This window comes from Ensifer sp. B1-9, assembly GCF_050474445.1.
In the GTDB taxonomy this organism is placed as follows: domain Bacteria; phylum Pseudomonadota; class Alphaproteobacteria; order Rhizobiales; family Rhizobiaceae; genus Ensifer.
In genome coordinates this window covers 1-25,029 of the sequence record NZ_JBCHVG010000012.1, presented here as the reverse complement: position 1 = coordinate 25,029, position 25,029 = coordinate 1, and the positions used below count along the sequence as shown (strand labels likewise).

The following is a 25,029-nucleotide window of genomic DNA, read 5'->3' as shown; positions in this document are numbered from 1 at the left end:
ATCTCAGTCCACGCTCAGCCGGTAGCCGATGCCGCGCACCGTCTGCAGCCAGACCGGATTGGACGGATCGTCCTCGATCTTGCGCCGGAGGCGGTTGATCTGCACATCGATCGTGCGCTCGCCGACTTCGGCATCGTCGCCGATCAGTTCGTGGCGCGGGATGGTCTCTCCGGCGCGCTGCGAGAAGAGCGTCATGATCTCCTGTTCGCGGTCGGTGAGGCGGATATGATCGGCGCCGCGCCGGAGTTCCTTGCGCACCACCGAAAAAGTGTAGGGACCGAAGATGACCTGGTCGACCTTGGGCGCTTGCGCCGGCTGGTTGCGGCGCAGGATGTTGTTGATACGCAGCACCAGTTCGCGGGGTTCGAAGGGCTTCGACAGATAGTCGTCGGCCCCGGCCTCGAGACCTTCTATGCGGGAATTGGATTCCGCCAGGGCCGTCAGCATCAGGATCGGCACGGTCTTGATCTGCCGGAGGCTGTGGGTCAGCGAGATGCCGCTCTCGCCCGGCATCATCACGTCGACGATCAGAAGATCGAAGTCGAGGCCGACGAGCTTGCGTCGCGCCTCGTCCGCATCGGACGCGGTCGTCACCCGGAATCCTTGTTCGACCAGGTAGCGGTTGAGGAGGTCGCGGATGCGCCGGTCGTCGTCGACGACCAGAAGGTGAGCCGCATCGTCCGAGACAGTCGCTTTTGTCGTCATTCCACGCTTCCCAAATTCCAGGCTCCCGCGCCGTCTGCCGGCGGCGAGCCTCGTGTCAGTCTGCGGCGTTCTTCATCCCGGCGAGAAAGCGCTTGACCGTTTCCCGCGCGCCCGGACCCGATCTTGCCAATGCATCGGCTATGCGGCGGGACTGTGGCTCGGCCAGCGCACGCGCCAGCGCTTGGCCTTCCTCGGTTGTATAGAGCATGCGCTGGCGGCGGTCTTCAGGGCCGGTTTCCTGGCGGATGTAACCCGAGTCGATCAATTGCTTGAGGACGCGGGCAAGGCTCTGCTTGGTGATCTTCAACGTGTCGAGAAGGTCGGCGACGGTCATGCCGGGCTCACGGTCGACAAAGTGCACGACCCGGTGATGTGCCCGCCCGAAGCCGCTCTTTTCAAGGATCGCATCCGGGTCGGAGGTGAAGTCGCGATAGGCAAAGAAGAGCAACTCGATGATCTCGAAATCGATCGTGTCATCATCGGCGGCGGCATCGCTGAGATACCGGGTGTTCTCTTTGGATTGGCCGGCCACGCGGTCATTTCCTTTCAGCCAGATTGCAACTTGCGAAACATTCGGAAAAATACGTCAGCTTTATTGACATATTTTTACCGCGTCATTAGCGTCCTCGCTCGGTAAGCGAGACATTTGGCGTTGGCAACACCTTGAAAGGATAAGCCCCGCCGTTCCGATCGCAAATCCAAAATCACGAAATTGAATTTTCCCTCAGTCAGTTTGCCGATAGACTGAAAGCAGGACGATAATCAACAGAGAATGGCGCATATGCGCCGGAGGATGACACTATGGCAGCGGTTCCATTTGATCAGTTGGACGGAGAGATCTGGTTCAACGGCGAGTTCGTCGCATGGAAGGACGCCAAGATTCACGTGCTGACCCATGGCCTGCACTATGCCAGCGCCGTTTTCGAGGGTGAGCGCGCCTATGGCGGACGCATCTTCAAGCTGACGGAACACAACCAGCGCCTTCACAAGTCGGCCGATATCCTCGGCTTCAAGATTCCCTATTCGGTGGAAGAACTGGATGAGGCGAGCGTGGAGCTCCTGAAGCGCCAGGGCTTCTCCGAAGCCTATGTGCGGCCGATTGCCTGGCGCGGCAGCGAGAGCATGGGCGTTTCGGCACAGAATAACCGCATCAATGTCGCCATCGCCATCTGGCAATGGGGCAGCTACTTCAACCCGGCGGAAAAACTGAAGGGCATCCGGCTCGACATCGCCGAGTATCGCCGCCCGGATCCGCAGACCGCGCCCTCGAAGTCCAAGGCCGCCGGCCTCTACATGATCTGCACCATCTCCAAGCATGCGGCGGAAGCCAAGGGCTATGCGGATGCGATGATGCTCGACTATCGCGGCCGGGTGGCCGAAGCGACGGGTGCCAACATCTTCTTCGTCAAGGACGGCGTCATCCATACGCCGGTGCCGGATTGCTTCCTCGACGGCATTACCCGCCGCACGGTCATCGAGCTTGCCAAGCGCCGCGGCTATGAGGTTGTCGAGCGGGCGATCATGCCGGAGGAACTGTCCGGTTTCACCGAGTGCTTCCTGACCGGCTCCGCCGCCGAAGTTACGCCGGTTTCCGAAATCGGCCCCTATCGCTTCACCCCGGCGACGATCTCCGAGACGTTGATGAACGACTACATGAAGGAAGTCTACCCGGTTGCGGCGGCCGCCGAGTAACGCCATCTGGAATTGTCTCGGATGCAGAAAAGGCGGCCCCGGGCCGCCTTTTGTCTTGCTACGGATGATCGGGTCAGGCGGTCTTGCCGAGGAACTGCCCGACAATGCCGCTCAGCACGCCGCCACCGACCAGGCCGCCGATGGCCTCCACGGCAAGGCCGGTCGCGGCGGCTTCGCCGCCGAGCATCTGAATGAGGAACCCTCCGCCCAGGCCGCCGATCGCGCCGACGATTGTCCGTGCGACGATACCGAATGCCTGCTGCTTCAACACTGCGCTGGCTGCGTTGCCGCCAACCGCCCCCGCGATCAATTGGGTAATGATAGGCATTAATGCTTCCATTGATCCCTCCCGTGTCGTGGCTCGTCGTGGACGAGCCACCAAAAGCCGATGATCCGGCACCGATAGGTTGAAGCCGAATCTGGATTATTGTCAATTTGAACGAAATCGCCGCCCCGATGGCCGGTACCTTACCTATTGAAATGGTTTGATTTCAGCCGGAAGCCGCGTTTCGCGGTGGCAGGGAGGAAAGCACGCTCTGGTATCGAGAACGATCGGTTCTCGGTCTGCGTTGAAACGAAACGCGTGATTCGTGTGGAGGTCGAATGATGGGAGAAGAGGCGGAAGGCACGGTATTCTCCGGCGACCGCTTGATCGCCGGAGTAGCAAGGGGCCCCGTTATCGATAGACGTAGACGATACGCCGCGTCGCCGGCTCGACCAGCACGGGCTGGCCGTTGATGCTGACATAGTCGTAGTTATAGTCAGGCACGCGGTGAACCGCGACCGTCTGGGGCAACTCGGCGCCAACCACGACTTCACCATCGAGGTAGACGGTTTCGCCAGGGTTCGACGCGATGTAGGTGCGTACGGTCTCCGGCGGCACGATCGGGTCGATCTCTTCGACCGGGCCGATCAGCTCATCGCCGCTGCTGACGATCACCGGATCGCTTGGCTGCGCCTCATAAGTGACGGCGGGAATCGCGAGGTCGGCGCGCCGTTCCTGTACCACGACGGCCGAACCGCCGAGGTCAGTCGTCAGATATTGCGCATAGACCCAGCCGCGTACGCCATTGATGTCGATGCGGCACCATTTGCTGCCTTCGATGCAGCCGTCGATGACCGCGGTGCTACCGCGGGTCGCCAGGCCGACTGTCGGATATTGAGGGCCCGGACCCGTGCGAATGTTGAGATCCGTGACTGTGGTGGCGGTCATGGCTGCAAAGGCGGCCGGTATGCCGACCGTCAACACCAAACCCGCGGCCGCAGCGGCTCGCAACAGGGGGCGGGTAAGCTTCACCATCATCTTTCTCCTCTTATTGATGAAGGCGAAACGCCCGCGTGCGCGCGGATGTTCCCCCGGGAACGTCACGAAATGTGACGCCGTGACATTCTCTCGCTGCTGCCGCGGCCCGAGCGCCTGAAGAACTGGCAGCAGGAGAGGGGACGAAAATGCAGGATATTCAACAGGATCAAAACAACGTCACGGCCCGCAGCCTGAAGCCCGTCGTGCGCATCATCGTTGCCGCCGAACTGGCAATTTCGGCGCTGCTGATGACGACCGTGCAATGGCCGGCGCCGCAAGTCGCCACGAGCCAAGTCGCCATTCTGCGCTGATTGGCGCTGTCACCGGCGCCAATTGCCGTTATAGGAAGAACAACAGATCCTATAGAGGCAGACGCGCATGTTACAGGCGGGCATCATTCCAGTTACCCATTTCGAGCAGAATTGCACGGTGCTGTTCGACAGCGAAACCAAGGAGGGCGTTGTCGTCGATCCTGGTGGCGATGTCGATATCATCCTGCAGACGGTTCGCGAGAACGGCATTACGCTGACGGCGATCTGGATCACCCATGGCCATATCGACCACGCCGGCGGTGCCAAGGAATTGAAGGATGCGCTCGGGCTCGAAATCATCGGCCCGCACAAGGACGACCTGCCTTTGCTCGAACGGCTGGAGAGCCAGGCGGAGCGTTTCGGACTGGCGATGAAGGTCCAGAACGTCATTCCGGATCGCTGGCTCGAAGAGGGCGATACCGTTTCCTTCGGCGATCATGTCTTCGAGGTCCTGCATTGCCCCGGCCACGCACCCGGCCATGTCGTCTACTTCAACCGGGCACAGAATTTCGTCCATGTCGGCGACGTTCTCTTCCACGGCTCGATCGGACGCACCGACCTGCCGGGTGGCAATCACCAGCAACTGCTCGATTCCATCCGTGACAAGATCCTGCCGCTCGGCGACAATGTCGGCTTCATCTGCGGCCATGGCCCCGGCGGCCAGATCGGCGAGGAACGCCGCACCAATCCTTATCTGCGCGGGCTCTGACAGCACGCCTGCGATGCCTGCATCGCAAGAAAAAAGCACATGCCTCGGGCGAGACATGTGCTTTTCAAGTTCTACTGCATGTCGCCTTAAACGACCTCGATTTAACGACGAAGACATGCAGCAAATCAAAGTCCTACAGTGACCTTTGCGCGTCTGAGGCGCGCGGCGCTATAGATCTCACTCAGCGGCAGAGACGGCTGCGGCCGTCATAGCCGATGTACGTGCCGCTGTCCGGATCGAATGAGCGGTAGCGCTGCGAGCAATAGCGGTACCATGCCGGCGTCCAAGGCTCGACGCCATAGGTCTCGACGGCGACCGGGCGATATACCTCACGATAGACCGGGCGGGCACGGTAGACCGGCCGCGGCTCGTAATATTCGGGTTCCGGATCGACATAGACACGGTCGTCGTAGCCGCCGTAGGAGCGCGGCTGCGAGGCGATCGCGCCGCCGATCAGCGTGCCGGCGACGAGGCCCGCTGCGCCTGCCGCCCATGCATCGCTGTTGTCGTGATGCCGGTGGGTTGCTTGGGCGACGCCGAAGGTCGGGATGACCATGGCGGCGGCGGCGACCGAAAGAACGGCTGCTTTGATGAACTTGTTCATGGGCTTCAAATCCTATCGCATGGACCGGATCAATCCGGATTTCATGATGAGGGGAGGTTAATGCCGCCACCATGAACCGAGCCTGAACAAAAAAAACCCGGCAAGTTTGCCGGGCTTCAACTGTGAATCTGTCAGCAGATGTCGGCGTTAGCCGGCGATCTGCAGGTTGACCGCCTTCGGGCCCTTGCCGCGGCGATCCGGTTCGGTGTCGAAGCTCACCTTCTGGTTTTCCGTCAGACCGTTCAGGCCGGAAGCCTGGACTGCGGAAATGTGTACGAAGATATCTGCACCACCGTTGTCAGGCTTGATGAAACCAAAGCCCTTGTCGGTGTTGAAGAATTTTACAGTGCCAGTTTCGGCCATGCGTCAGGTCCTTTTCTCTCCACCCGTTTGACGGACGGGCGGCATTGCAGTTTGCCCGGATGGGCGTTGGCAGGCAGTTCTCGACGTCTGAGGAAAGGGTCCTGTTACCGCAGCCAGCCATTGGAGAAGTTGCATTTTCATGCGTCTCCCCGGTCTGGCCGCCCGGAGTTTTGCGTCTCCGGCCCGCTTTTATTTCAAGATCTTCCCGTGTTCGCAGATTGCCCGAACAGAGTAAGAGTGATGGGTTTATTTTGAATTGGCAAGCAAAACTTTTCAGGCGTGGTATTGCGTCTTGTCATTGCTCAAAAACCGGTCATTTCCGCGGTTGTTGTCCCTCCTTCAAGATATATCGCAAGCTGTTGAAATCACAGCTTTTTGAAAATGAGTGCTGCAAAATTGAGTGGGTTTTTGCCGTTTTTCGATGCAGCCGCAAGGAGGCTCATTGAACGCCGGCTCAGCCCGGCATTCGCAACTGTCTGATATATTTGATGCTTCTCGCGTCGTGCGGTTTTTATGCGAGAATCTTGCAGAAAGTCTGCAGGTATGGATTGGACCGGTCGATTGCGCCGCGCCTTGCGCGCTACGCCGAAGCAACGGCTTTGATGGCCCGGTACAATAGTAAGTAAAGCATCAGCCCGACGCCGGACCGGCTGCTGATATAGTTCATGGCGCAGCGTCGGCTGCGGCCGCAATGTCCGGTTTCAGGTGGCGGCTTCCGCGCGGCGATTTCTGGTCAGCTCGGGTATGATCTCAACCGCAAGCATTGCCGCGAAGATGATGGCGCAGCCAGCATAGCCGATCGGCGTGATGACTTCGCCAAGCAGGAGAACGCCGAAGAGGGCGGCAAAAAGCGCCTCGCTTGAAAGGAAGATGGCGGCCTGCGGCGCCGTGGTGTAGCGCTGGCCCACCACCTGCAGGATGAAGGCGAGGCCGCTGGAGAAGATGCCGGCATAGAGGATTTCGAAGAGGGCGCCCTCCACGGCCGCAAGGCTCAACGGCCCCGTCTTCACCGCGAGGAGGAAACCGAGCACCGCGCAGACGGCGAACTGCGTCATGGAGAGCAACATCGGCCGGCCGCTGCTGGGGGCGAAGAGGCCGACGAGCAGCAACTGCACCGCCCAGCAGAGGGCGCACAGGATCGTCAGGTAGTCGCCGCCGCTCAATGCCGACAGGGTGCCGCCGCTCAAGAGGAAGATGCCGAAGAGAGCCATCAGCGCGCCTGGCCAGATGACCCAATGCGGCTTGCGGCGCAGGAAGACGACCGTCAGCACGGGGACGAAGACGACATAGAGCCCGGTCAGGAAGCCGGAATTGGTGACGCTGGTGTCGAGAAGGCCGAACTGCTGGGTCGCTGCGCCGGCAAAAAGTGCGAGGCCGATGAAGATGAAATTGCGCACGGTCGCCAGCCGCAGAGGCTCGGCCGCGCGCCTCGTTTCGATGACGGCGAAGGGCATCGCAACCAATGTCGCGATCGCAAAACGAAGCGTGATGAACCACAGCGGGCTGATCGTATCCATGGCCGTCGACTGCGCGACGAAGCCGGCGCCCCAGATCGCGCCTGATATCAACAGCAGCAGATTGGCCTGAATGCGGGGCATGTCGTTTCTCTCCTCGGACAGGCCGCCGTCTAGCAGTTGCGTTCTGGGCGGGCAAGGCTCATCGTCGGCGTTCATGGCGCTCGGAGATGGCGATGAATGACAGCGGATATTCCGGCACCCCGCTTGCCCGCAAGCTCGGCTTGAAAACGGGGCAGGCGGCGCTGCTCCTTGGCGTTCCGCTCGGGCTCGGCGAAATCACGGACTTTTCCGGCTTCTCGACCCGCGAAAGCTCGATCAGTCGCGCCGCCGGGCGCGACTACGACTATATCCACGTGTTCGAGGCGCAGAGGTCCCTATTGGATGGCCTGGCGCCGGAGGTTGCGGCCCGGCTGAGGCCTGACGGCATGCTCTGGATTTCCTGGCCGAAGAAGGCGTCGAAGGTGCCGACGACCTTGACGGAGGATGTGCTGCGCGACGTCTTCCTGCCACTCGGCCTCGTCGACGTGAAGGTCTGCGCCGTCGATGCGGTCTGGTCCGGGCTGAAGTTCATGTTCCGCAGGGAGTTTCGCGACCGGCTGTCGTGAGGTGAGAGCGAAGGCCTGAATTCCTACTGCGTCGCGCCCTTGGAGACGCGCAGAACGGCGCCGTCCTCCTCGTCGGTCACCATCAGCAATGCACCGTCCGGCGCGACGACGACGTCGCGGATGCGGCCGAACTCGCCGTCGAACAGCCGCTCTTCGGAGCCGATGGCGCCGCTGTCGTCACGCTCCAGGCGGACGAGAAGCTGGTACTTCAGCGCGGCGACCAGCAGGTCACCATCCCACTCAGGAAACATCTTGCCGCGATAGACGGCAAGCGCACCGGGGGCGATCGAGGGATCCCAATAGAAGAGCGGCTGATCGAGGCCTTCCTTCGCGGTGCCTTCGCCAATCTCGGCGCCGGAATAGTCCTTGCCGTAGGTGATGATCGGCCAGCCGTAGTTGTGGCCGGCCTGCGGATTGTTGATCTCGTCGCCACCGCGGGCACCGTGCTCGACGGTCAGCAGCGTGCCGTCCTTCGGGTCGAAGGCGATGCCCTGGGGATTGCGGTGGCCCTTCGACCAGATCTCCGCCAGTCCCCCGGTGCCGCCGCGATAGGGGTTCGATCCGGGAATGCTGCCATCGGCGTTGATGTGCAGGATGGCGCCGGCATGATCGCGCGGGTCCTGGGCCCGATCGCCTTCGCCGCGGTCGCCGATGCCGAAGAACAGGCTGCCGTCGGCTGCGATTGCGATCCGGGAACCGAAATGCTGTCCCTTGCCGGTGAATTTCTTCATCCGGAAGAGTTCCTTGACGTCGGCAAGGCCGCTCTCGTCATCGGCCAGTTTTGCCCGTACGACGGCGGTGCCATAGCCGCCCTTGCCGTTGGCGGCCAAGGTCAGATAGAGCGTCCTGTTCTCGGCGAAGCCGGGGTCGAGGGCGATGTCGAGCAGGCCGCCCTGGCCGTGTTCGGCGACCTCGGGCACGCCCTTCAGGGGTTTCGACAGCTTGCCATCACGCAGGATCCTCAACCGGCCGGGACGTTCGCTGACGATCAGGCCGCCGCCGGGAAGCGCTTCGACGGACCACGGGTGTTCGAGGCCGGTCGCCAGGGTTTCGACCCGCAGGGTGCCGTGCTGGCTCGGGAATTCACGCGCCTCCTGGGAGCGGGCGCCGGAGGGCGCGACGATCGTGGCCAGAGCGGCGAGCACCGCGAACGCCGGGATGCGCCGCCGCTTGCCCAAGTGTCTCGACGCTTCTGCATCCGCTCGCCGCATTCCGCTTCTCCGGGCCGATTCGTTCAACAGGCAAGCTGGAGCGGGAGACGAAGCGGTTCAAGTCACATCCGATCAAAAGCGGTTTATTTCGAGATCGAGCCTGTCGTCAGCGGCACAGGCCGTTGTTCGCCAATGAGATCGGCATTGACGATGTAGCGCATCGGCCCCCGTTCGACCGCATCGAAGGGCCAGCAGGTGGCGAGCGCCAGATGGTGTCCGGTGGCCGATGCGTTGATGCCGCTTTCGTCCCAGCGGGCGACGCGGCTCTCGCCGGCCCGGAACAGGAAGCGCCGGCCATCCTTGCGTGTCAGCACCAGGAGATCGCCGGGGTTGACGTCCTTCAGCCAGCGGAAATGCGTGTCGCGGTGGGCGGCGATGACGGAGGTGCCTTCGTCGCCGGGCAGCGGCGTCGTCGTCAGCCAGGCGGGGCCGAAGGCCAGCGCCTCGCCGCTCGCGCCTTCGAGCACGATCGCCGAACGGTTGAGCCGTGGCGCGGTGATTTCAGCCGTCGTCTGGAAGTCGGCCCAAGGCCAGGGCTTGCCGTCCGGGTTGCCGTGCAGTTGCGCCTCGAAGGTGCGCTTCAGAAGCACCTGGGAGACTTCGGCCTTGGCCTTCATGTAGAAGCCCTTGCCGATCAGCATCAGGCCGGCAAGGGCAATGAGGGCGATCACCGCGAGCACGATCGTTTCGACCGCCGAGAGGCGGGCGAGAAAGCCCGGGCGAGGCTCGGGCCTTTGATTGTCAGCGGCCACGACGGCGCACTCCCGCGAGCACGACGGCGGCAATCGGCGCGCGCCAGAAGACGAACGCCGTGCCGGCGAGGAGAGCGAAAGCCAGCAGCATCAGGCCGATCAGGATCTGCTTGTCCGCTTCCGTTGCCGTCTGCGGCAGGTTTACCTGATTGTTGGCCTCGGCGATCAGGCCCGCTGCACGCGCCGTCGGTGCCGCCAGCATCCGGTCTGCCGTCGCCATGGCAAGCTTGGTCCGGCTTTCGATCGCGGCGTCGCGTTCGTCAACCTTGCCGGGGGTGCTCCCGGCGGGCTTTTCGCCGAACACCTTGCCGAAGTCCCAGCCGGCCGGAAGGTTGAGCGGCAGCTTCGTTTCGGCCTGCGGCTCGCCCGCCGGGCGCGACGGCGTGGCATCGACCGCGACGAGGCTGGTGACGCGGGAAACAAGGTGGTGGGCGAGTGCGACGGTCTCGATCCGCTTGTCGAGCGTGGCGGGATCGGCAATCGAAGCGGCGCTTGCCTCGAGATCATCGATCTTGCGACGCGCCCAGAGCTTGGCGATACCCTGACCGGTCGAGGCCTTGGCGATGTCCATTTCGACCCGCCAGGGCTGGTCGCCGGCCTTGCCGAGAATCTGCAGCTTGCCCGCGGGTGCGGCGCCGTCGAGTTCGGCCGTCAGCACCACCGGTTCGCCGCGGTAGAGATCGGGCATCGGGTTCGGCGTGATGTCGCTTGCCGATGCGCCCTCGAAGCTCGCGGAGATATCGGTCATCGCAGGGCTTTCGAGCTTGGTGAAGAGCTCGCCCATGCGCTCGGCCACCTGGTTTTCCGAACCGATCAGCGTGAAGCTGCCGCGGCCGTATTCGGCGGCCTTGGTCATGAAATGGCTGTTCGGGGCCGAGCCGATGCCGACGGTAAAGACACGGGCGTCGCCGCGGTTCTTCTGGATCTCGTCAAAGAGCTGCGTCTCGTTGCCGATCGCGCCATCGGTCAGGAAGACGACCTGGCGAAGGGCGCCGGCCTGAACCGGACCCTGGCTGCGCAGCGCCGCTTCAAGCGCCGGCAGCATTTCCGTACCGCCGTCGGCGGTCAGGCCGCGGACATAGGCGATCGCATCCTCGCGCTTGTCCGGCGTCGCCTCGACGAGATCAGGGAAATGCACGGTCATCGTGTCGTCGAAGCGGATGACGTTGAAGCGGTCCTCGGGCTTCAGCCTCGAGATCGCCAGCGCCAGGCTTTCCTTGGCCTGCTCCATCGAGGGGCCGGCCATGGAGCCGGAGTTGTCGATGACGAAAACGATCTCGCGCTTGACCGGCTTGGCGCCGGCGTCGGCTGCTGCGGCCGGCGGCGTCACGAAGGAGAGCAGATAGGTCTTCTTGCCCACCGTCTCACGAAAGAGGCCGGCATAGGGGCTCTTGCCCTCGATCGCCTTCCAGGTGAGCTCGAAGTCGCGGTCGGCTGGAACACTGTCGCCCTTCAACGTCACACGGCGGCTGAGATCGTCGAGGTTGGCGATATCGACGTCGTGGTAGGCGGATTTCACCTCGCCGAGCGGGAAGCCTGCCTTGAGATTGACCGTCAGCGTGACGGGGTTGACCTTGGCGTTCTCCTTGGGATCGAGAACCGGAGCCTCGATCTTTTCGCGATCGGGAACCGGATCGTTGACGGCATAACCGGTGCGGCTGTCGAGATCGACGGTCTGAACGATCGGCTGCGGGTTGAAGCGGGGTGCCACGACCATCGGGAAGCGGAGGGAATAAAGCCCGTTCGATTGGCGGACCGCGCTCTGATACTCGATCTGCACGACGACCGTTTCGCCGGGGCCGATATTGGCGACCTGGTTGGTGAAGATGTTCGGGCGCTGCTGTTCCAGCAGTGCCGCCTTCTTGCCCTCGGCCTTCGCCTGCTCGTAAATCTCCTTGGCTTCCTGACGTGGTTTGATCTGGCCCTCGATGAAGCGGTCACCGATTTGCATCTTCAGCGTATCGACGGCCGAGTCCTCGGGGAGCGGAAAGACATAGGTGCCTTCGACCCAGCCCTTGCTGGGGTTCTCGAAGCGCTGGGTCACGCGGGTGCGCATGATCGGGCCGTTGACGTCGATCGTCACGTCCGTCGCCAGCCGCGGCGCCTCGACGAAATAGCCGGGTTCCTTCGACGGAAAGAGCAGGGCGCCGGTGCCCAGATCGTTGGGGCGAACATAGCCTGCCATCTGCTGGGGTTTGGCGTCTGGCGTTTGCGCGGCAGCCTGGGTCATCAGGCCGATGAGCATCAGGATGCAGGCGGCGAGCGCCGCGATCGCCAGATACATGCCCCAGCGCGCTTCATTCCGTCCGGTCTTTAATGAGGCGATTTCGTCGTCGAGAAACATTGCATAACCCCCGTAATGCGAATGTGTTCGGATGATCGAAGAAGAGGCCCGGAAACCGGCTCTTGCAGGACGGAATTGCGGCGTTCCGCGACAGTTGTCGTGGCCAAATTATGGCATTTGCGAAATTGTGCGATTGCGCTGATTTTTTTGAATAAATCGCGATCAACAACCGTTTCCGGCTGATACGTTTCGTGGTCGATCAAACGGTCGCCATAATTCCGTTTTTCGCTGCCGTCGACCCACGACCGAGCTTCGTTCGGGGCCTGCGCGCGATCGACCGTGCTGATGGCATTCATGAAACTTTGTCATGGTGACGCTTTTTGCCCGCGTTTCCGGCGTTTTTGCCGTTCCGGCGCTTGCAAGACCGGGCGTCTTTCGACATAGACCTAACCGCTATGGAGCCTGGTTTTTTACGTTCCGTAGCGATCACCTCGTCTCGAAACGATCAGGACCTTCACCCATGGCCTTCCTTGCCGATGCCCTTTCCCGTGTAAAGCCTTCCGCCACCATCGCCGTTTCGCAGAAAGCCCGTGAGCTGAAAGCGAAAGGCCGCGATGTGATCGGCCTTGGCGCCGGGGAGCCGGACTTCGATACGCCCGACAATATCAAGAAGGCTGCGATCGACGCGATCAACCGCGGCGAGACGAAGTACACGCCGGTCTCCGGCATTCCGGAACTGCGCGAAGCCATCGCCAAGAAGTTCAAGCGCGAGAACAACCTCGACTACACGGCGGCCCAGACAATCGTCGGCACCGGCGGAAAGCAGATTCTTTTCAACGCCTTCATGGCGACGCTGAACGCGGGCGATGAAGTGGTCATCCCGGCACCCTACTGGGTTTCCTATCCGGAAATGGTGGCGCTGTGCGGCGGCACGCCGGTCTTCGTCTCGACCAAGCAGGAAAACAACTTCAAGCTCAAGGCCGAGGATCTCGAAAAGGCGATTACGCCGAAGACCAAGTGGTTCATCTTCAACTCGCCGTCCAACCCGTCGGGCGCTGCCTACAGCCATGCCGAGCTCAAGGCGCTGACCGACGTGCTGATGAAACATCCGCATGTCTGGGTGCTCACCGACGACATGTACGAGCACCTGACCTATGGCGACTTCAAGTTCGCGACCCCGGTCGAAGTCGAGCCCGGCCTCTACGACCGCACGCTCACCATGAACGGCGTTTCCAAGGCCTACGCCATGACCGGCTGGCGCATCGGCTACGCTGCCGGCCCGCTGCAGCTCATCAAGGCCATGGACATGATCCAGGGCCAGCAGACCTCGGGCGCCACCTCGATCGCGCAGTGGGCTGCCGTCGAGGCGCTGAACGGCACGCAGGACTTCATCCCCGCGAACAAGAAGATCTTCGAAGGCCGCCGCGATCTCGTGGTGTCGATGCTGAACCAGGCCAAGGGCATCTCGTGCCCGACGCCGGAAGGCGCCTTCTACGTCTACCCGTCCTGCGCCGGCCTGATCGGCAAGACCGCGCCGTCGGGCAAGGTCATCGAGACGGACGAAGACTTCGTCTCCGAACTGCTGGAAGCCGAAGGCGTGGCCGTCGTGCATGGTTCGGCCTTCGGTCTCGGCCCGAACTTCCGCATCTCCTACGCGACCTCGGAAGCGCAGCTTGAGGAAGCCTGCCGCCGCATCCAGCGTTTCTGCGCTGCCTGCAAGTAAGCTCGGTCGACGCCGAGACAAACAGTGGGCCTGCCGTCTCCGGCGGGCCCTTTTTCATTCGTGCTTTGATAGAAGGCGCGAGCAAGCCGATTCAAATCGGCCGGCCAAGCCGCTGAAAACAGAATCACTTCTTCCGCCGGATCTTCTTTCGAAGATCGCCCCGATCCGATGTCCGGTAAGTTTCGTGGACGACGTTGCGAATCTCGCGCTGTCGTGGATATATCGTCCACGCCTATGGACAGGAGGCGAGCCATGATGCGCAATCTCAACGACTTCATCATCTTCGCCCATGTCGTCGACCACAAGGGCTTTGCGCCGGCGGCGCGTGTCCTCAACGTGCCGAAGTCGACGCTCAGCAAGCGCGTGGGGGAGCTTGAAAAGAGGCTCGGCGTACGCCTCATCAACCGCACGTCCAGGCGTTTTACCGTGACCGAGATCGGCGAGGACTTCTATCGGCACGCTGCGGCGATGCTGATCGAAGCGGAAGCGGCGGAGGCGGTCGTCAAGGGCAGGCTTGCGGAACCGAGCGGCACGGTGCGTATCACCGCCTCGGTGCCGACGGCGCAAATGACATTGGCCGGGCTGCTGCCGCAACTGGCACTGGCCTATCCCAAGATGCGGGTGGTGCTGCACGCGACCGACCGCTTCGTCGACCTCATCCAGGAAGGCTTCGATATCGCGGTGCGCGATCATTTCGCGCCCTTGCCCGATTCCGGTCTCGTCCAGCGGCGGGTGGCAACGGAGGTCATCTGGCTGGTTGCCGCGCCCGATTATCTTGCCCGGCGCGGCACGTCACTCCAGCCCGGCGATCTCGACGACCATGATGGCCTGCTGACGTCGCTCGCAAGCGACGGCTGGAGGCTTCACAATCAGGATGGCGTTGCCGCCTCCGTTCGCCCGAAGCCGCGTTTTGTCGCCGACGAGTCCCGCGTTCTCCTCGAGGCGGCGCTCTCAGGCCTCGGCATCACCGCCCTGCCGCGCAAACTGTGCCGCGCCGAAATCGACAATGGCAGCCTCGTGCGGGTGCTGCCCGATTGGCAGGCGGGGCTGGTGACGACGACGCTCTTGATGCCGCACCGGCGCGGCCAGCTTCCCTCGGTCCGCACGGTCGTCGATTTCATCGCCGAGCGCCTCGGCGAGTGATCCCCGTCCAGGAAACGGCTGACCGAACCGTCAGGCCGTGGGGCGCGTGGCCAGCACGCTCTGCCGTTCGGATATTCGGGACCACCAATCCACCAGATTGGGATGGTCCTTGATGAGCGTCTGGCCCTCCGGGGTCAGGAGGAAATAGGCGAACACGGAAGCCGTGTGCAGATCGGTCAAGGTCAGCCGATCACCCGTAAGCCAGGGCGCGTCCTGCATGAGGTCGCTCAATGCCTTGAGCAGGGTGGCGGCCTTTGTGAGGTTTTCTCTGACGCGCGCTTCGTCGGTCAGGCCGCCTTCAGCGGGTTTCGATATCCGCTCGACGTAGATGCCCCACACCATGACCGGGTAGCCATAGGCGTCCATCATGCTGATGATCTGGTTGCCGCGGGCCCTTTGCCGCAAATCCGTAGCCTGGAGCGCCGGCCCCTCGAAGGCTTCGTCGACGTAGCGAATGATCGCGCTCGTCTCATAGAGCCTGAAGCCGTCATGTTCGAAGGCGGGAATGCGACCGAACGGCTGCCGTTCAAGATAGTCGCGTGGAGGACCGCCCGCGGCAAAGACGTCGACGGGCACCAGCCGATAGCCGACGCCCTTTTCCTCGAGTGTCAGGCGAACGGTTCTGACATAGACGCTGTAGTCGGCGCCGAACACAACGGGATTGGCCATGACCTGCTCCCTTCCAGCAATGGTTCTGCGGTACGCGCTGGTATGTCGGACATAAAAAACCCCTCCCGGCAAGTGCCAAGAGGGGTTTGATTCTGGGGCGGCAGGGACGCGGCCCTACCGCTTTTGTCGGGTTCCGTCAGCGCTCGGCAAGTGCCGGTTCGCCCTTCTTCTCGCGCACCAGGTTCATGAAGCGGCGGAAGAGATAGTGGCTGTCCTGCGGACCGGGCGAGGCTTCCGGGTGATGCTGGACGGAGAAGACCGGCTTGCCGGCGACGCGCAGGCCGCAATTCGTGCCGTCGAAGAGCGAAATGTGAGTCTCTTCAACGCCTTCCGGCAGCGACTTCGAATCCACCGCGAAGCCGTGGTTCATCGAGACGATCTCGACCTTGCCTGTCGTGTGGTCCTTGACCGGGTGATTGGCGCCGTGGTGGCCCTGGTGCATCTTTTCGGTCTTGCCGCCGAGGGCGAGCGCCAGCATCTGGTGGCCGAGGCAGATGCCGAAGACCGGGATATCGGTCTTCAGCAGGTCCTGGATGACCGGCACGGCGTATTCGCCAGTTGCTGCCGGGTCGCCCGGGCCGTTGGAAAGGAAGATGCCGTCCGGCTTCTGCGCCAGCACGTCATTGGCGCTGGTCGAGGCCGGCATGACGGTGACGCGGGCGTCGAGGCCGGCGAATAGGCGCAGGATGTTGCGCTTCACGCCGTAGTCGAGCGCGACGATGTGGTAGGCCGCATCGGTTTCGCCGAGCGTCGAATAGCCTTCGTTCCAGACCCAGGGCTTCTCGTCCCAGCGCGAGGACTGGCCCGAGGTTGCGACCTTGGCGAGGTCGAGGCCTTCGAGGCCGCTCCAGGCCTTGGCTTCGGCCTTCAGCGTTTCGATGTCGAAGACACCTGCGGGGTCGTGGGCGATGACGGCGTTCGGCATGCCGTTCTCGCGGATCCAGGCGGTGAGCGCGCGGGTGTCGATGCCGCAGAGGCCGATGATGCCGCGCGCCTTCAGCCAGGCGTCGAGGTGCTTGGCGGCGCGGTAGTTGGACGGCTCGGTGATATCGGCCTTGAAGATGACGCCGACCGCGCCATGACGGGCTGCCGGCGTCAGGTCCTCGATATCCTCGTCATTGGCGCCGATGTTGCCGATATGCGGGAAGGTGAAGGTGACGATCTGGCCGAGATAGGAAGGGTCCGTCAGGATTTCCTGGTAGCCGGTCAGTGCGGTGTTGAAGCAGACTTCCGCCTGCACCTTGCCGGTCGCGCCGATGCCCTTGCCTTCGATCACGGTGCCGTCGGCCAGAACGAGCAGTGCGGTTGGTTTTTCAGTGGTCCATGCGGGTGTCGCGGTCATCGTTCCTATCCCGTTGCGGCGTGAAGCGCGGGACTTGAAAGCCCGGCGGTCGATCGCCATTTCATGTGCTCAGGCATGGACGCGCGGAAACCCCGCGGAAAGTGCTCTCATGCCGATGTTGTGCAGGTGCGGGAAAATACCCAAAGCGCTTATCCGGGTCAACCGGCCGCAGTGAATTGTCAGGAAATAAAATTCCTTATAATTCAATCGGTTGCGTATTCCGTTTGATTGCGCCTGTCACACTGGTTTAAGACGACGATAACAATGATGGTTTCGAACCGGTTCCGGGCAGAGCACCGCGGGCCGGTTTCGACATGGAGTATGAACATGCGCGACCAGTTCGCTGACGCACTGAAGGAAGCCCTGAAAGCCAAGGACGCACGGCGTACCTCGACCGTGCGGCTGATCCAGGCGGCGATCAAGGACCGGGACATCGCCAATCGCGGCCAGGGCAAGGACCCGGTCAGCGATGACGAAATCCTGCAGATCCTCGCCAAGATGATCAAGCAGCGCGAGGAGTCGGCCCGCATCTACGACGAGGGCGGCCGGCCGGAGCTTGCCGAGCAGGAGCGCCAGGAAATCGGCATCATCAACCAGTTCCTTCCGGCCCAATTGTCGGAAGAGGAGGTTCGCGAGCTTTGCACCGCGGTCATCCAGGAAACCGGTGCGCAGGGCCTGCGCGATATGGGCAAGTGCATGAACGTGCTCAAGGAGCGTTATCCCGGCCAGATGGACTTCGCCAAGGCTTCCGGTCTGGTGAAGGAACTGCTGAAGTAATCCTACAGCGCCGCGCGTCTTATCAGACGCGCAAAGGTCGCTGTAGCACTTTGAATTGCTGCATGTCTTTGTCCTTTAACCGGCTACGATTAAAGGAAACATGCAGCAGGCCCGTCTCGAAAGAGGCGGGCACGCTTTCTCGCCGTCGTCGGCGATCGCTTGATCTGTGAATTGCGTGAAAGGCGGGTGGAAGCGATGGCTTCCTCGCGTCATGCTGCTTATATGGGCGATCGCGCGTGGGCGAGCGTAGGATGCCTTGTCTGCGACCCGTCCGCTTCCGCAATCCATCGCGATGAACCTGGATCGCACCAGGCTCGCTGCGATCCAGAGGTATTGATGCGCTTTTCACAGTCCTTCCTTGACGAGATACGCGATCGCGTGCCGATTTCGGACGTGATCGCCAAGCGCGTCACCTGGGACCGGCGCAAGACCAATGTTTCGCGCGGCGACTATTGGGCCTGCTGCCCTTTTCACGGGGAGAAATCGCCGAGCTTTCACTGCGAGGACCGCAAGGGCCGCTACCATTGTTTCGGCTGCGGCGTTTCTGGCGACCATTTTCGCTTCCTCACCGACCTCGAAGGCTTGAGCTTCCCGGAAGCCGTGCAGCAGATCGCCGACATGGCGGGCGTTGCGATGCCGCAACCCGATCCGCAGGCCGAACGACGGGAGAAGGAGCGCACCAGCCTTCTCGACGTCATGGAACTGGCGACGCAGTTTTTCGAGGACCAGCTCCAGACCGCCAACGGCGCCAAGGCGCGCGCCTATCTGCGCGAGCGCGGGTTGACCGGCCGCACGATCGAGACCTTTCGCCTGGGCTATGCGCCCGATAGCCGCAATGCGCTCAAGGAATTTCTCGCCGGCAAGGGCATCGGCAAGGAGCAGATCGAGGCTTGCGGCCTCGTGGTGCACGGACCTGACGTGCCCGTTTCCTACGATCGTTTCCGCGACCGCATCATGTTTCCGATCCTGTCGTCCCGCGAGAAGGTCATCGCCTTCGGCGGCCGCGCCATGTCGCCGGATGCGCCGGCGAAATATTTGAACTCGAACGAGACCGAGCTCTTCCACAAGGGCAATGTGCTCTACAATTTCGCCCGCGCCCGCCGCGCGGCGCAAGGCGCTTCCCGCGTGGGTGATGCCGGGCCGGACGATGCTGCCGGAACGATCATCGCGGTCGAAGGCTATATGGACGTGATCGCGCTGCATCAGGCGGGCGTCGAGAACGCGGTCGCGCCGCTCGGCACGGCCTTGACCGAAAACCAGCTCGACCTGCTCTGGAAGATGACGTCGCAGCCGGTGCTGTGCTTCGACGGCGATGGCGCCGGCATCCGCGCCGCCAACCGCGGCGTCGACCTGGCGCTGCCGCATCTGAAGCCCGGCCGCTCGGTGCGTTTCGCCATGCTGCCCGATGGCAAGGACCCCGACGATCTGGTGCGCCACGAGGGCCGGGCGCCCTTCGACAAGGTGCTCGCCAATGCACGATCCCTTGCCGACATGGTCTGGCAGCGCGAGATCCAGGGCGGCTCTTTCGACACGCCGGAAAAGCGCGCCGAGCTCGAAGCGCGGTTGAAGCAGGTGACTGCCGTCATCGCCGACGAAAGCGTGCGCCGCCACTATGGCCAGGACATGCGGGACCGTCTGAACGCTTTCCTGCAATCGTCAGGGGCGGGGCGGGGCGAGCGGCGTCCCTTCGAGCGTGGCGGCCGCCAAGGCGGCGGACCACGAGGCGCCGGCGGGGCGAGGGGACCGAATGCGGCCGGACCCACGGCGATTTCCGATCGGCTGGCGCGGTCTTCGCTCGTCAGCGGGCAGCAGATTGCGCCGTTGCTGCGCGAAAGCGTGCTGGCGCTCACCATCGTCAACCACCCGCAATTGCTGTTCGACGAGTATGACGAGATCTCGACGATCGAGTTCGACCATCGCGATCTGCAACGCTGCTGGGCGGCGGTGCTGAATGCTGCCGCCGCGCACGGGCCGCGCCTGACGCGCGAAGGCCTGATCGAGCAATTGGAGGCGGAAGGCTTTGGTCCGCTGATCGGCGCGATCGACCAGCAGATCCGCTATGCGCGGCTCTGGACCGCGACGACGGCGGCCGCACCCGAGGATGCCCGCGAAGGCTATCTGCAGGCCCTGGCCTTGCACCAGCGGTCCAAGGCGCTGCACTGGCAGCGACGTGAACTGGAGCGCGAGCTTGCGCATGCGACCGAGGAGGGCGACCTCGAGGCGGTGCCGCAACTGCTGCGCACGCTTCAGGAAGTGCAGCTCGAAGTGACGCGACTTGAAAACCAGGAAGCGATCATCGAGGGTTTCGGAGTGCTTTCCGGCCGCGTGAAGGGGCCGGCGGCACGCTAACCCAAAAAGCTGCGCCGCCCCGCCAAAGCCCGATCCGATCTTAACGGAATTCCGACTATTCGCGCCAATGTTCGGCTACCCAGGGAGCAGGGCGGATATAGTGGCGCAGGTAGCGGAACGGATTCTTCTCGCGGCGGTCGCCGTTGAACAGGCGGCGGATATGTCCAAGCGGCGTGTCGATGCGGCCGCGATAGCCATATTGCCCATCGATCGCATGTTGCGGCAGCAGGCTGCGCGGGAAAAGCACCACGCGCGCATCGGACGGGAGGCGGGGTGCGAAGAAGTAATTGAGCGGGAAGGTCCAATGACAGTCCTGCCGAAAATGCAGGACCCAGCGCCTTGGAAAAAGCTTTACGCCACCGGGTGCATTGCGCGTGACGAAACGCTGCTCGAAACGGTATTCGTCGGCAATCGCCTGGGGATTGGCGCCAAATTTCTGCTGCAGGGGCACGAGTTTGCCCACGGGGAAGCGGAACAGCGAGGTCTGCCCGAGCCGCTCGAAGGGTGTCGTCTGGTTTCTGGCAAGAATCACATCATCGGGTTCGCCGAGTTCGAAGAAGGAATCGAGCGATCCGACAATGACGAGGTCGAGGTCGAGAAAGAGAACCGGGCCTTTGAGATTGCCGAGCTTCGGCCCCCAGAGCCGCGACTTCTGCCAGATGCCCGGCGTGTTCGTGGGCATGTCCGCGATGTTGAGCGGCGGCAGGTCCTCGCAGAGAATTTCCGGGCGCAACCCTTCGAAACTGTCGGTGAAACAGGTGAAGGTGAAGGGCGGGGTGATGTTGCGCGCCACCATGGCATATAGCCGGTTGATGAACGGGGCGCCGTACTTCGTACCCCAGTTGATGCAGATGATCTGCTTGACGCCGCCGCTCGCCGCTAAAATGTTCGCCATGATGACTTCCTGATTTTTGCGAGCCACTAAAGTACCGGTGCGTTGTCAAGGTCAAGCTGGCAAAAGGCTCAATCCCCGACCTTGGGAAGCTTGCTGATCGCGCGGGATTATTACGGCGTTCTCTTCATTTGCCCTGACGGCTATGGCATTGCGGTCGCATCTTGCGATGATTGCAGACAGTGATTCCCGTGAAGGAGACGTGATGGAGTTTGTCGAAAGGGCGAAGCGCGCCGCAAGCGCTGCCAGCCATCTCTTCGACGACGCCGGCCCGGCGCCGCTCGATGTGCTGAAGCGCGTCTATGGTTATTCCGCCTTTCGCGGCAAACAGCAGGAAGTGGTCGAGCATGTGACCGGCGGCGGCGATGCCGTCGTTCTCTTTCCGACTGGAGCCGGAAAATCGCTCTGCTTCCAGATCCCGGCGCTCTGCCGTCCCGGGCTCGGCATCGTCGTTTCGCCCTTGATTGCGCTGATGCGCGATCAGGTGGAGGCGCTGAGGCAGCTCGGCGTCAATGCCGCGGCCCTCAATTCGTCGCTGACCCGCGAGGAAGCGATCGCCGTGCGGCGGCAGGTCTATGACGGCACGCTCGACCTTCTCTATGTGACGCCGGAGCGGATCGTCACCGACGGCTTCACCGATCTCCTCGGCGATGCCCGCATCGCGCTGTTCGCCATCGACGAGGCCCATTGCGTTTCGCAATGGGGCCATGATTTTCGTCCGGAATACCGCGCGCTCGGGTTGCTGGCGGAGCGTTATCCCGGCGTGCCGCGTATTGCCCTGACGGCGACTGCCGATCCGCACACGCGGGACGACATTGTCGACCGGCTGGCGCTGACCAACGCCAAGGTCTTCACCACCAGTTTCGACCGGCCGAACATCGCCTATGAAATCGTCGAGCGCGATCAGCCGCGCCAGCAATTGCTGCGCTTCCTTTCGCGCTTCAAAGGTTCGTCCGGCATCGTCTATTGCCTGTCGCGGGCGAAGGTCGAGGATACGGCCGAGTGGCTGAACGCGCAGGGTATCCGGGCGCTGCCCTATCATGCCGGTATGGATCGGACGCTCAGGGACAAGCATCAGGACGCGTTTCTGAAAGAGGAGAGCCTCTGCCTTGTTGCGACCGTCGCCTTCGGCATGGGCATCGACAAGCCCGACGTGCGCTATGTCGCCCATCTCGATCTGCCGGGATCGGTGGAGGCCTATTACCAGGAGACCGGGCGCGCCGGCCGCGACGGCCAGCCGTCGGAGGTCTGGATGGCCTATGGCATGGCCGATGTATTGCAACGCTGCCGCATGATCGACGAGGGCGGGGCGGCAGACGACATCAAGCGCATCGAGCGCGGCAAGCTCAATGCGCTGCTCGCGATCTGCGAGACCGCCGGCTGCCGCCGCCAGGCGATCCTCGCGCATTTCGGCGAAGCTCATCCCGGGCGCTGCGGCCATTGCGACACCTGCCTGAAGCCGGTCGAGACCTGGGACGGAACGGAAGCCGCGATCAAGGCGCTGGCGGCGGTCTATCGCACCGGCGAGCGCTTCGGCACCGGCCATGTGATCGATGTGCTGATGGGGACGGTCAACGAGAAGACCGAGCGCTTCGGCCATGTCGATATGCCGGTCTTCGGCGCCGGCAAGGATCTTCCCGCCCGCACCTGGCAATCGGTCTTCCGGCAGTTGCTGGCGACCGGGCTGATCAGCGTCGATCACACGGCCTTCGGCGCGATGAAGCTGGAACCGGAGGCGCGCGCCGTCTTCAAGCGCGAGCGTCAGGTGTTTTTCCGCAAGGACCGTCCGACCTCCGGCAAGGCCGCGCGGGGCGCAAAGTCGGGCTCGCAGCGCGAGCGCGCCGATCTCGCCGGCTCCGATCTCGAACTGTTCGAACTGCTGCGCGCCGAGCGCTTCTCGATCGCCAAGGACCTGAACGTCCCACCTTATGTCGTCTTCCCCGACGCGACGCTCATCGCACTCGCCAAGGAGCGCCCGCGGGATTTCGACGAACTGCTTGACATCCCCGGCATCGGCGAAAGCAAACGCGAACGCTACGGCGAGGCATTCCTCGCGGTCATCGACGGCTATCTCGACGGGTGAGGGCAGTCGCGTTCACGATCGTCCCGTCGCGCGGCTTCCGGATCGCAAGCGGTTGAAGCGACTGCGGTTTCGTATTTGATGGTCTCTCGCGCCGCCGACGCGGCGCGGCTGGATTCCTGTGACAAGCACAGGAATGAGGGAGGAGGGGATCAGCGACCGCGTGCGACCACTCACAAGAGGGCCGCGCCGTCTGCGCCGCAGATCGAGAGAAGACTTACAACGCGTGGAGATAGTGCGAAATGTCCAGCCATTCCGGATTGGTCGCTTCGATCAGGTTCACTTTCCATTTGCGCGGCCACTTTTTCATTGTCTTTTCGCGCGTGATTGCCGTCGTCAGCAGATCGAACTCTTCAAACCAGACAAGGGTTTTCACACCGTATTTGGATGTAAACCCCGGCGTAAGCTCGTTTTGATGCTCGTATAGCCGGCTCGGAAGATTCCGCGTTACGCCTATGTAGAGCGTGCCGTTTCGCTTTGATGCAAGGATGTAGACGTAACCCTTCATCTCGCAAAGATTGTCAATCTCCGCAAACGGTTCAAGCGAAAGTTGGCAACTCTAGGGAGGGCTCAAACTCCGCCCTCATTCCTGTGCTTGTCACAGGAATCCAGCAACGCCGCGTCGGCGGCGCGAGGGAGGCAGACATGGCTGTCGCCATCGGAAAGAAAGCGTCGCTTGCTTCAATGCTTGCGACACAATATGTCCGCCTCGCCATGCCGCCGTGAAATGCTCTGTCGTTTTCGCGCTCGATCCCTAAGGGCGTGGGATTTTGCTGCAAGTCACCAGCCGTCATGGTACTCGTCAGGCACGCGATGTTCTTTTACAGCGAGAGCGGCCATGACTTCAGCCTTTCTGTCTCATCTTCGTTTAGAACTCGAGGGCCTGAAGACGGCCGGGCTCTACAAGTCCGAGCGCGTCATCACCTCGAAGCAGGCGGGCGAGATCGCGGTCGCCTCGGGCGACCGGGTGCTCAACTTCTGCGCCAACAACTATCTCGGCCTTGCCGACAACGAGGCGCTGGCGGAGGCCGGCAAGACGGCGCTCGACCGCTACGGCTACGGCATGGCGTCGGTGCGCTTCATCTGCGGCACGCAGGAGGAGCACAAGCAGCTGGAAGCCCGCATCTCGTCGTTCCTCGGCATGGAAGACACGATCCTCTATTCCTCCTGCTTCGATGCCAATGGCGGCCTGTTCGAGACGCTGCTTGGCGAGGAGGACGCGATCATCTCCGATGCGCTCAACCATGCCTCGATCATCGACGGCGTGCGCCTCTCCAAGGCCAAGCGCTTCCGCTATGCCAACAACGACATGGCGGCGCTGGAGGAGGAACTGAAGAAGGCCGAGGGCAGCCGTTTCAAGCTGATCGCCACCGACGGCGTGTTCTCGATGGACGGCATCATCGCCAATCTCAAAGGGGTCTGCGACCTCGCCGACAAATACGGCGCCATGGTCATGGTCGATGACAGCCACGCGGTCGGTTTCGTCGGCAGGAATGGCCGCGGCTCGGCCGAGCACTGCGGCGTCGAGGGCCGGATCGACATCATCACCGGCACGCTCGGCAAGGCGCTCGGCGGCGCCTCCGGCGGCTATACCGCGGCCAAGGCCGAGGTGGTCGAGTGGCTCAGGCAGCGTTCGCGCCCCTATCTGTTCTCCAACACGCTGGCGCCGGTGATCGCTGCGGCCTCGCTCAAGGTCTTCGACCTGATCGAGAACGGCGCTGGCTTGCGCGCGCGGCTCTATGCCAATGCGGCGCTGTTTCGCACCGAGATGTCGAAACTCGGCTTCACGCTTGCCGGCGAGGGGCATCCGATCATCCCGGTCATGCTCGGCGATGCGGCGCTCGCCCAGGAGATGGCGGCGCGCATGCTCAAGAAGGGCGTCTATGTCATCGGCTTCTCCTTCCCGGTGGTGCCGAAGGGGCAGGCGCGCATCCGCACGCAGATGTCGGCGGCGCACAGCGACAACGACGTGCGCCGGGCGATCGCCGCCTTCGAAGA

At 62.7% G+C, this 25,029-nt stretch carries 25 protein-coding genes; 10 read left to right on the top strand and 15 right to left on the bottom strand.

Annotated features, from left to right (window positions below; translation table 11 throughout):
- Window positions 1–3 precede the first annotated feature (3 nt).
- Together ACQ5BM_RS22245 and ACQ5BM_RS22240 are read right to left on the bottom strand one after the other, a co-directional pair.
- Entirely contained in the window at window positions 4–705 is a 702-nt protein-coding gene (locus ACQ5BM_RS22245; RefSeq protein WP_065775033.1) for a response regulator, read from the bottom strand.
- 55 nt (window positions 706–760) lie between these two features.
- Entirely contained in the window at window positions 761–1,237 is a 477-nt protein-coding gene (locus ACQ5BM_RS22240) for a MarR family winged helix-turn-helix transcriptional regulator (RefSeq protein ID WP_429816031.1), read from the bottom strand.
- Window positions 1,238–1,506: 269 nt separating this feature from the next.
- Here ACQ5BM_RS22240 and ACQ5BM_RS22235 point away from each other — a divergent pair, with 269 nt between their 5' ends.
- Window positions 1,507–2,397: a branched-chain amino acid aminotransferase gene (locus tag ACQ5BM_RS22235; RefSeq protein WP_429816028.1), complete on the top strand. Its 891-nt coding sequence runs from the start codon at window positions 1,507–1,509 to the stop codon at window positions 2,395–2,397.
- Window positions 2,398–2,470: 73 nt separating this feature from the next.
- Here ACQ5BM_RS22235 and ACQ5BM_RS22230 read toward each other — a convergent pair whose 3' ends face one another.
- Both ACQ5BM_RS22230 and ACQ5BM_RS22225 read right to left on the bottom strand, forming a co-directional pair.
- Window positions 2,471–2,737 carry a hypothetical protein gene (locus ACQ5BM_RS22230; RefSeq protein ID WP_429816025.1) on the bottom strand — a complete coding sequence of 89 codons (267 nt, stop codon included), beginning with the start codon at window positions 2,735–2,737 and terminating at the stop codon, window positions 2,471–2,473.
- Window positions 2,738–3,073: 336 nt separating this feature from the next.
- On the bottom strand, window positions 3,074–3,697 hold the full coding sequence (locus tag ACQ5BM_RS22225) for a DUF1236 domain-containing protein (RefSeq protein ID WP_429816022.1): 624 nt from the start codon (window positions 3,695–3,697) through the stop codon (window positions 3,074–3,076).
- Window positions 3,698–3,846: 149 nt separating this feature from the next.
- Here ACQ5BM_RS22225 and ACQ5BM_RS22220 point away from each other — a divergent pair, with 149 nt between their 5' ends.
- Together ACQ5BM_RS22220 and ACQ5BM_RS22215 are read left to right on the top strand one after the other, a co-directional pair.
- Window positions 3,847–4,011, top strand: a complete 165-nt coding sequence (locus tag ACQ5BM_RS22220; protein ID WP_429816019.1) for a hypothetical protein — start codon at window positions 3,847–3,849, stop codon at window positions 4,009–4,011.
- 67 nt (window positions 4,012–4,078) lie between these two features.
- Window positions 4,079–4,720 (top strand): MBL fold metallo-hydrolase, encoded by a 642-nt coding sequence (locus ACQ5BM_RS22215; RefSeq protein ID WP_429816016.1) that lies wholly within the window; start codon window positions 4,079–4,081, stop codon window positions 4,718–4,720.
- 181 nt (window positions 4,721–4,901) lie between these two features.
- On the opposite strand, the gene ACQ5BM_RS22210 is transcribed toward ACQ5BM_RS22215, so the two are convergent.
- From ACQ5BM_RS22210 to ACQ5BM_RS22200, 3 genes are all read right to left on the bottom strand, one after another.
- Window positions 4,902–5,324, bottom strand: a complete 423-nt coding sequence (locus ACQ5BM_RS22210) for a BA14K family protein (RefSeq protein WP_429816013.1) — start codon at window positions 5,322–5,324, stop codon at window positions 4,902–4,904.
- Window positions 5,325–5,471: 147 nt separating this feature from the next.
- Window positions 5,472–5,687 (bottom strand): cold-shock protein, encoded by a 216-nt coding sequence (locus ACQ5BM_RS22205; RefSeq protein WP_057253168.1) that lies wholly within the window; start codon window positions 5,685–5,687, stop codon window positions 5,472–5,474.
- Between the two features lie 701 nt (window positions 5,688–6,388).
- Window positions 6,389–7,285: a DMT family transporter gene (locus tag ACQ5BM_RS22200; protein ID WP_429816010.1), complete on the bottom strand. Its 897-nt coding sequence runs from the start codon at window positions 7,283–7,285 to the stop codon at window positions 6,389–6,391.
- 92 nt (window positions 7,286–7,377) lie between these two features.
- On the opposite strand from ACQ5BM_RS22200, the gene ACQ5BM_RS22195 reads away from it, so the two are divergent.
- Window positions 7,378–7,809: a hypothetical protein gene (locus ACQ5BM_RS22195; RefSeq protein ID WP_429816007.1), complete on the top strand. Its 432-nt coding sequence runs from the start codon at window positions 7,378–7,380 to the stop codon at window positions 7,807–7,809.
- Window positions 7,810–7,832: 23 nt separating this feature from the next.
- On the opposite strand, the gene ACQ5BM_RS22190 is transcribed toward ACQ5BM_RS22195, so the two are convergent.
- From ACQ5BM_RS22190 to ACQ5BM_RS22175, 4 genes are all read right to left on the bottom strand, one after another.
- Window positions 7,833–9,020 (bottom strand): PQQ-dependent sugar dehydrogenase, encoded by a 1,188-nt coding sequence (locus ACQ5BM_RS22190; protein WP_429816004.1) that lies wholly within the window; start codon window positions 9,018–9,020, stop codon window positions 7,833–7,835.
- Between the two features lie 83 nt (window positions 9,021–9,103).
- Entirely contained in the window at window positions 9,104–9,805 is a 702-nt protein-coding gene (locus ACQ5BM_RS22185; RefSeq protein ID WP_429816001.1) for a class GN sortase, read from the bottom strand.
- Window positions 9,762–12,116, bottom strand: a complete 2,355-nt coding sequence (locus ACQ5BM_RS22180; protein ID WP_429815999.1) for a marine proteobacterial sortase target protein — start codon at window positions 12,114–12,116, stop codon at window positions 9,762–9,764. The genes ACQ5BM_RS22185 and ACQ5BM_RS22180 overlap by 44 nt, the downstream gene beginning before the upstream one ends.
- The gene (locus ACQ5BM_RS22175; protein ID WP_429815996.1) at window positions 12,086–12,412 is read right to left on the bottom strand and encodes a hypothetical protein; all 327 of its coding nucleotides are present in this window, start codon (window positions 12,410–12,412) and stop codon (window positions 12,086–12,088) included. The genes ACQ5BM_RS22180 and ACQ5BM_RS22175 overlap by 31 nt, the downstream gene beginning before the upstream one ends.
- Window positions 12,413–12,576: 164 nt before the next feature.
- On the opposite strand from ACQ5BM_RS22175, the gene ACQ5BM_RS22170 reads away from it, so the two are divergent.
- Together ACQ5BM_RS22170 and ACQ5BM_RS22165 are read left to right on the top strand one after the other, a co-directional pair.
- Entirely contained in the window at window positions 12,577–13,779 is a 1,203-nt protein-coding gene (locus ACQ5BM_RS22170; RefSeq protein ID WP_429815993.1) for a pyridoxal phosphate-dependent aminotransferase, read from the top strand.
- 255 nt (window positions 13,780–14,034) lie between these two features.
- A complete protein-coding gene (locus tag ACQ5BM_RS22165; RefSeq protein WP_429816638.1) occupies window positions 14,035–14,922 on the top strand; it encodes a LysR substrate-binding domain-containing protein in 888 nt (295 codons plus the stop codon).
- 30 nt (window positions 14,923–14,952) lie between these two features.
- On the opposite strand, the gene ACQ5BM_RS22160 is transcribed toward ACQ5BM_RS22165, so the two are convergent.
- Window positions 14,953–15,591 carry a glutathione S-transferase family protein gene (locus ACQ5BM_RS22160; RefSeq protein WP_429815990.1) on the bottom strand — a complete coding sequence of 213 codons (639 nt, stop codon included), beginning with the start codon at window positions 15,589–15,591 and terminating at the stop codon, window positions 14,953–14,955.
- Between the two features lie 136 nt (window positions 15,592–15,727).
- Window positions 15,728–16,933, bottom strand: coding sequence for a glutamine-hydrolyzing carbamoyl-phosphate synthase small subunit (gene carA / locus ACQ5BM_RS22155; protein WP_429815987.1), 1,206 nt, complete (start codon window positions 16,931–16,933; stop codon window positions 15,728–15,730).
- Window positions 16,934–17,260: 327 nt separating this feature from the next.
- Here carA and ACQ5BM_RS22150 point away from each other — a divergent pair, with 327 nt between their 5' ends.
- Both ACQ5BM_RS22150 and dnaG read left to right on the top strand, forming a co-directional pair.
- Window positions 17,261–17,710 carry a GatB/YqeY domain-containing protein gene (locus tag ACQ5BM_RS22150; protein WP_429815984.1) on the top strand — a complete coding sequence of 150 codons (450 nt, stop codon included), beginning with the start codon at window positions 17,261–17,263 and terminating at the stop codon, window positions 17,708–17,710.
- Window positions 17,711–18,046: 336 nt separating this feature from the next.
- Complete coding sequence (dnaG, locus tag ACQ5BM_RS22145; RefSeq protein ID WP_429815981.1) at window positions 18,047–20,059, top strand: DNA primase; 2,013 nt, start codon at window positions 18,047–18,049, stop codon at window positions 20,057–20,059.
- Between the two features lie 55 nt (window positions 20,060–20,114).
- On the opposite strand, the gene ACQ5BM_RS22140 is transcribed toward dnaG, so the two are convergent.
- Window positions 20,115–20,954, bottom strand: a complete 840-nt coding sequence (locus ACQ5BM_RS22140; protein WP_429815978.1) for a glycosyl transferase — start codon at window positions 20,952–20,954, stop codon at window positions 20,115–20,117.
- 202 nt (window positions 20,955–21,156) lie between these two features.
- Between ACQ5BM_RS22140 and recQ the strand changes: the two genes are divergently transcribed.
- The gene (gene recQ, locus ACQ5BM_RS22135; RefSeq protein ID WP_429815975.1) at window positions 21,157–23,034 is read left to right on the top strand and encodes a DNA helicase RecQ; all 1,878 of its coding nucleotides are present in this window, start codon (window positions 21,157–21,159) and stop codon (window positions 23,032–23,034) included.
- Between the two features lie 214 nt (window positions 23,035–23,248).
- On the opposite strand, the gene ACQ5BM_RS22130 is transcribed toward recQ, so the two are convergent.
- Entirely contained in the window at window positions 23,249–23,539 is a 291-nt protein-coding gene (locus ACQ5BM_RS22130) for a GIY-YIG nuclease family protein (RefSeq protein ID WP_429815972.1), read from the bottom strand.
- A gap of 330 nt (window positions 23,540–23,869) precedes the next feature.
- Between ACQ5BM_RS22130 and ACQ5BM_RS22125 the strand changes: the two genes are divergently transcribed.
- The coding region (locus ACQ5BM_RS22125) for a glycine C-acetyltransferase (protein WP_429815969.1) at window positions 23,870–25,029 on the top strand (1,160 nt) is incomplete at its 3' end.

Coding starts and splice junctions, on each gene's coding strand:
- ACQ5BM_RS22245 (WP_065775033.1), bottom strand. CDS start 705: ATGACGACAAAAGCGACTGTCTCGGACGATGCGGCTCACCTTCTGGTC.
- ACQ5BM_RS22235 (WP_429816028.1), top strand. CDS start 1,507: ATGGCAGCGGTTCCATTTGATCAGTTGGACGGAGAGATCTGGTTCAAC.
- ACQ5BM_RS22230 (WP_429816025.1), bottom strand. CDS start 2,737: ATGGAAGCATTAATGCCTATCATTACCCAATTGATCGCGGGGGCGGTT.
- ACQ5BM_RS22225 (WP_429816022.1), bottom strand. CDS start 3,697: ATGGTGAAGCTTACCCGCCCCCTGTTGCGAGCCGCTGCGGCCGCGGGT.
- ACQ5BM_RS22220 (WP_429816019.1), top strand. CDS start 3,847: ATGCAGGATATTCAACAGGATCAAAACAACGTCACGGCCCGCAGCCTG.
- ACQ5BM_RS22215 (WP_429816016.1), top strand. CDS start 4,079: ATGTTACAGGCGGGCATCATTCCAGTTACCCATTTCGAGCAGAATTGC.
- ACQ5BM_RS22210 (WP_429816013.1), bottom strand. CDS start 5,324: ATGAACAAGTTCATCAAAGCAGCCGTTCTTTCGGTCGCCGCCGCCGCC.
- ACQ5BM_RS22205 (WP_057253168.1), bottom strand. CDS start 5,687: ATGGCCGAAACTGGCACTGTAAAATTCTTCAACACCGACAAGGGCTTT.
- ACQ5BM_RS22200 (WP_429816010.1), bottom strand. CDS start 7,285: ATGCCCCGCATTCAGGCCAATCTGCTGCTGTTGATATCAGGCGCGATC.
- ACQ5BM_RS22195 (WP_429816007.1), top strand. CDS start 7,378: ATGAATGACAGCGGATATTCCGGCACCCCGCTTGCCCGCAAGCTCGGC.
- ACQ5BM_RS22190 (WP_429816004.1), bottom strand. CDS start 9,020: ATGCGGCGAGCGGATGCAGAAGCGTCGAGACACTTGGGCAAGCGGCGG.
- ACQ5BM_RS22180 (WP_429815999.1), bottom strand. CDS start 12,116: ATGTTTCTCGACGACGAAATCGCCTCATTAAAGACCGGACGGAATGAA.
- ACQ5BM_RS22175 (WP_429815996.1), bottom strand. CDS start 12,412: ATGAATGCCATCAGCACGGTCGATCGCGCGCAGGCCCCGAACGAAGCT.
- ACQ5BM_RS22170 (WP_429815993.1), top strand. CDS start 12,577: ATGGCCTTCCTTGCCGATGCCCTTTCCCGTGTAAAGCCTTCCGCCACC.
- ACQ5BM_RS22165 (WP_429816638.1), top strand. CDS start 14,035: ATGCGCAATCTCAACGACTTCATCATCTTCGCCCATGTCGTCGACCAC.
- ACQ5BM_RS22160 (WP_429815990.1), bottom strand. CDS start 15,591: ATGGCCAATCCCGTTGTGTTCGGCGCCGACTACAGCGTCTATGTCAGA.
- carA (WP_429815987.1), bottom strand. CDS start 16,933: ATGACCGCGACACCCGCATGGACCACTGAAAAACCAACCGCACTGCTC.
- ACQ5BM_RS22150 (WP_429815984.1), top strand. CDS start 17,261: ATGCGCGACCAGTTCGCTGACGCACTGAAGGAAGCCCTGAAAGCCAAG.
- dnaG (WP_429815981.1), top strand. CDS start 18,047: ATGCGCTTTTCACAGTCCTTCCTTGACGAGATACGCGATCGCGTGCCG.
- ACQ5BM_RS22140 (WP_429815978.1), bottom strand. CDS start 20,954: ATGGCGAACATTTTAGCGGCGAGCGGCGGCGTCAAGCAGATCATCTGC.
- recQ (WP_429815975.1), top strand. CDS start 21,157: ATGGAGTTTGTCGAAAGGGCGAAGCGCGCCGCAAGCGCTGCCAGCCAT.
- ACQ5BM_RS22130 (WP_429815972.1), bottom strand. CDS start 23,539: ATGAAGGGTTACGTCTACATCCTTGCATCAAAGCGAAACGGCACGCTC.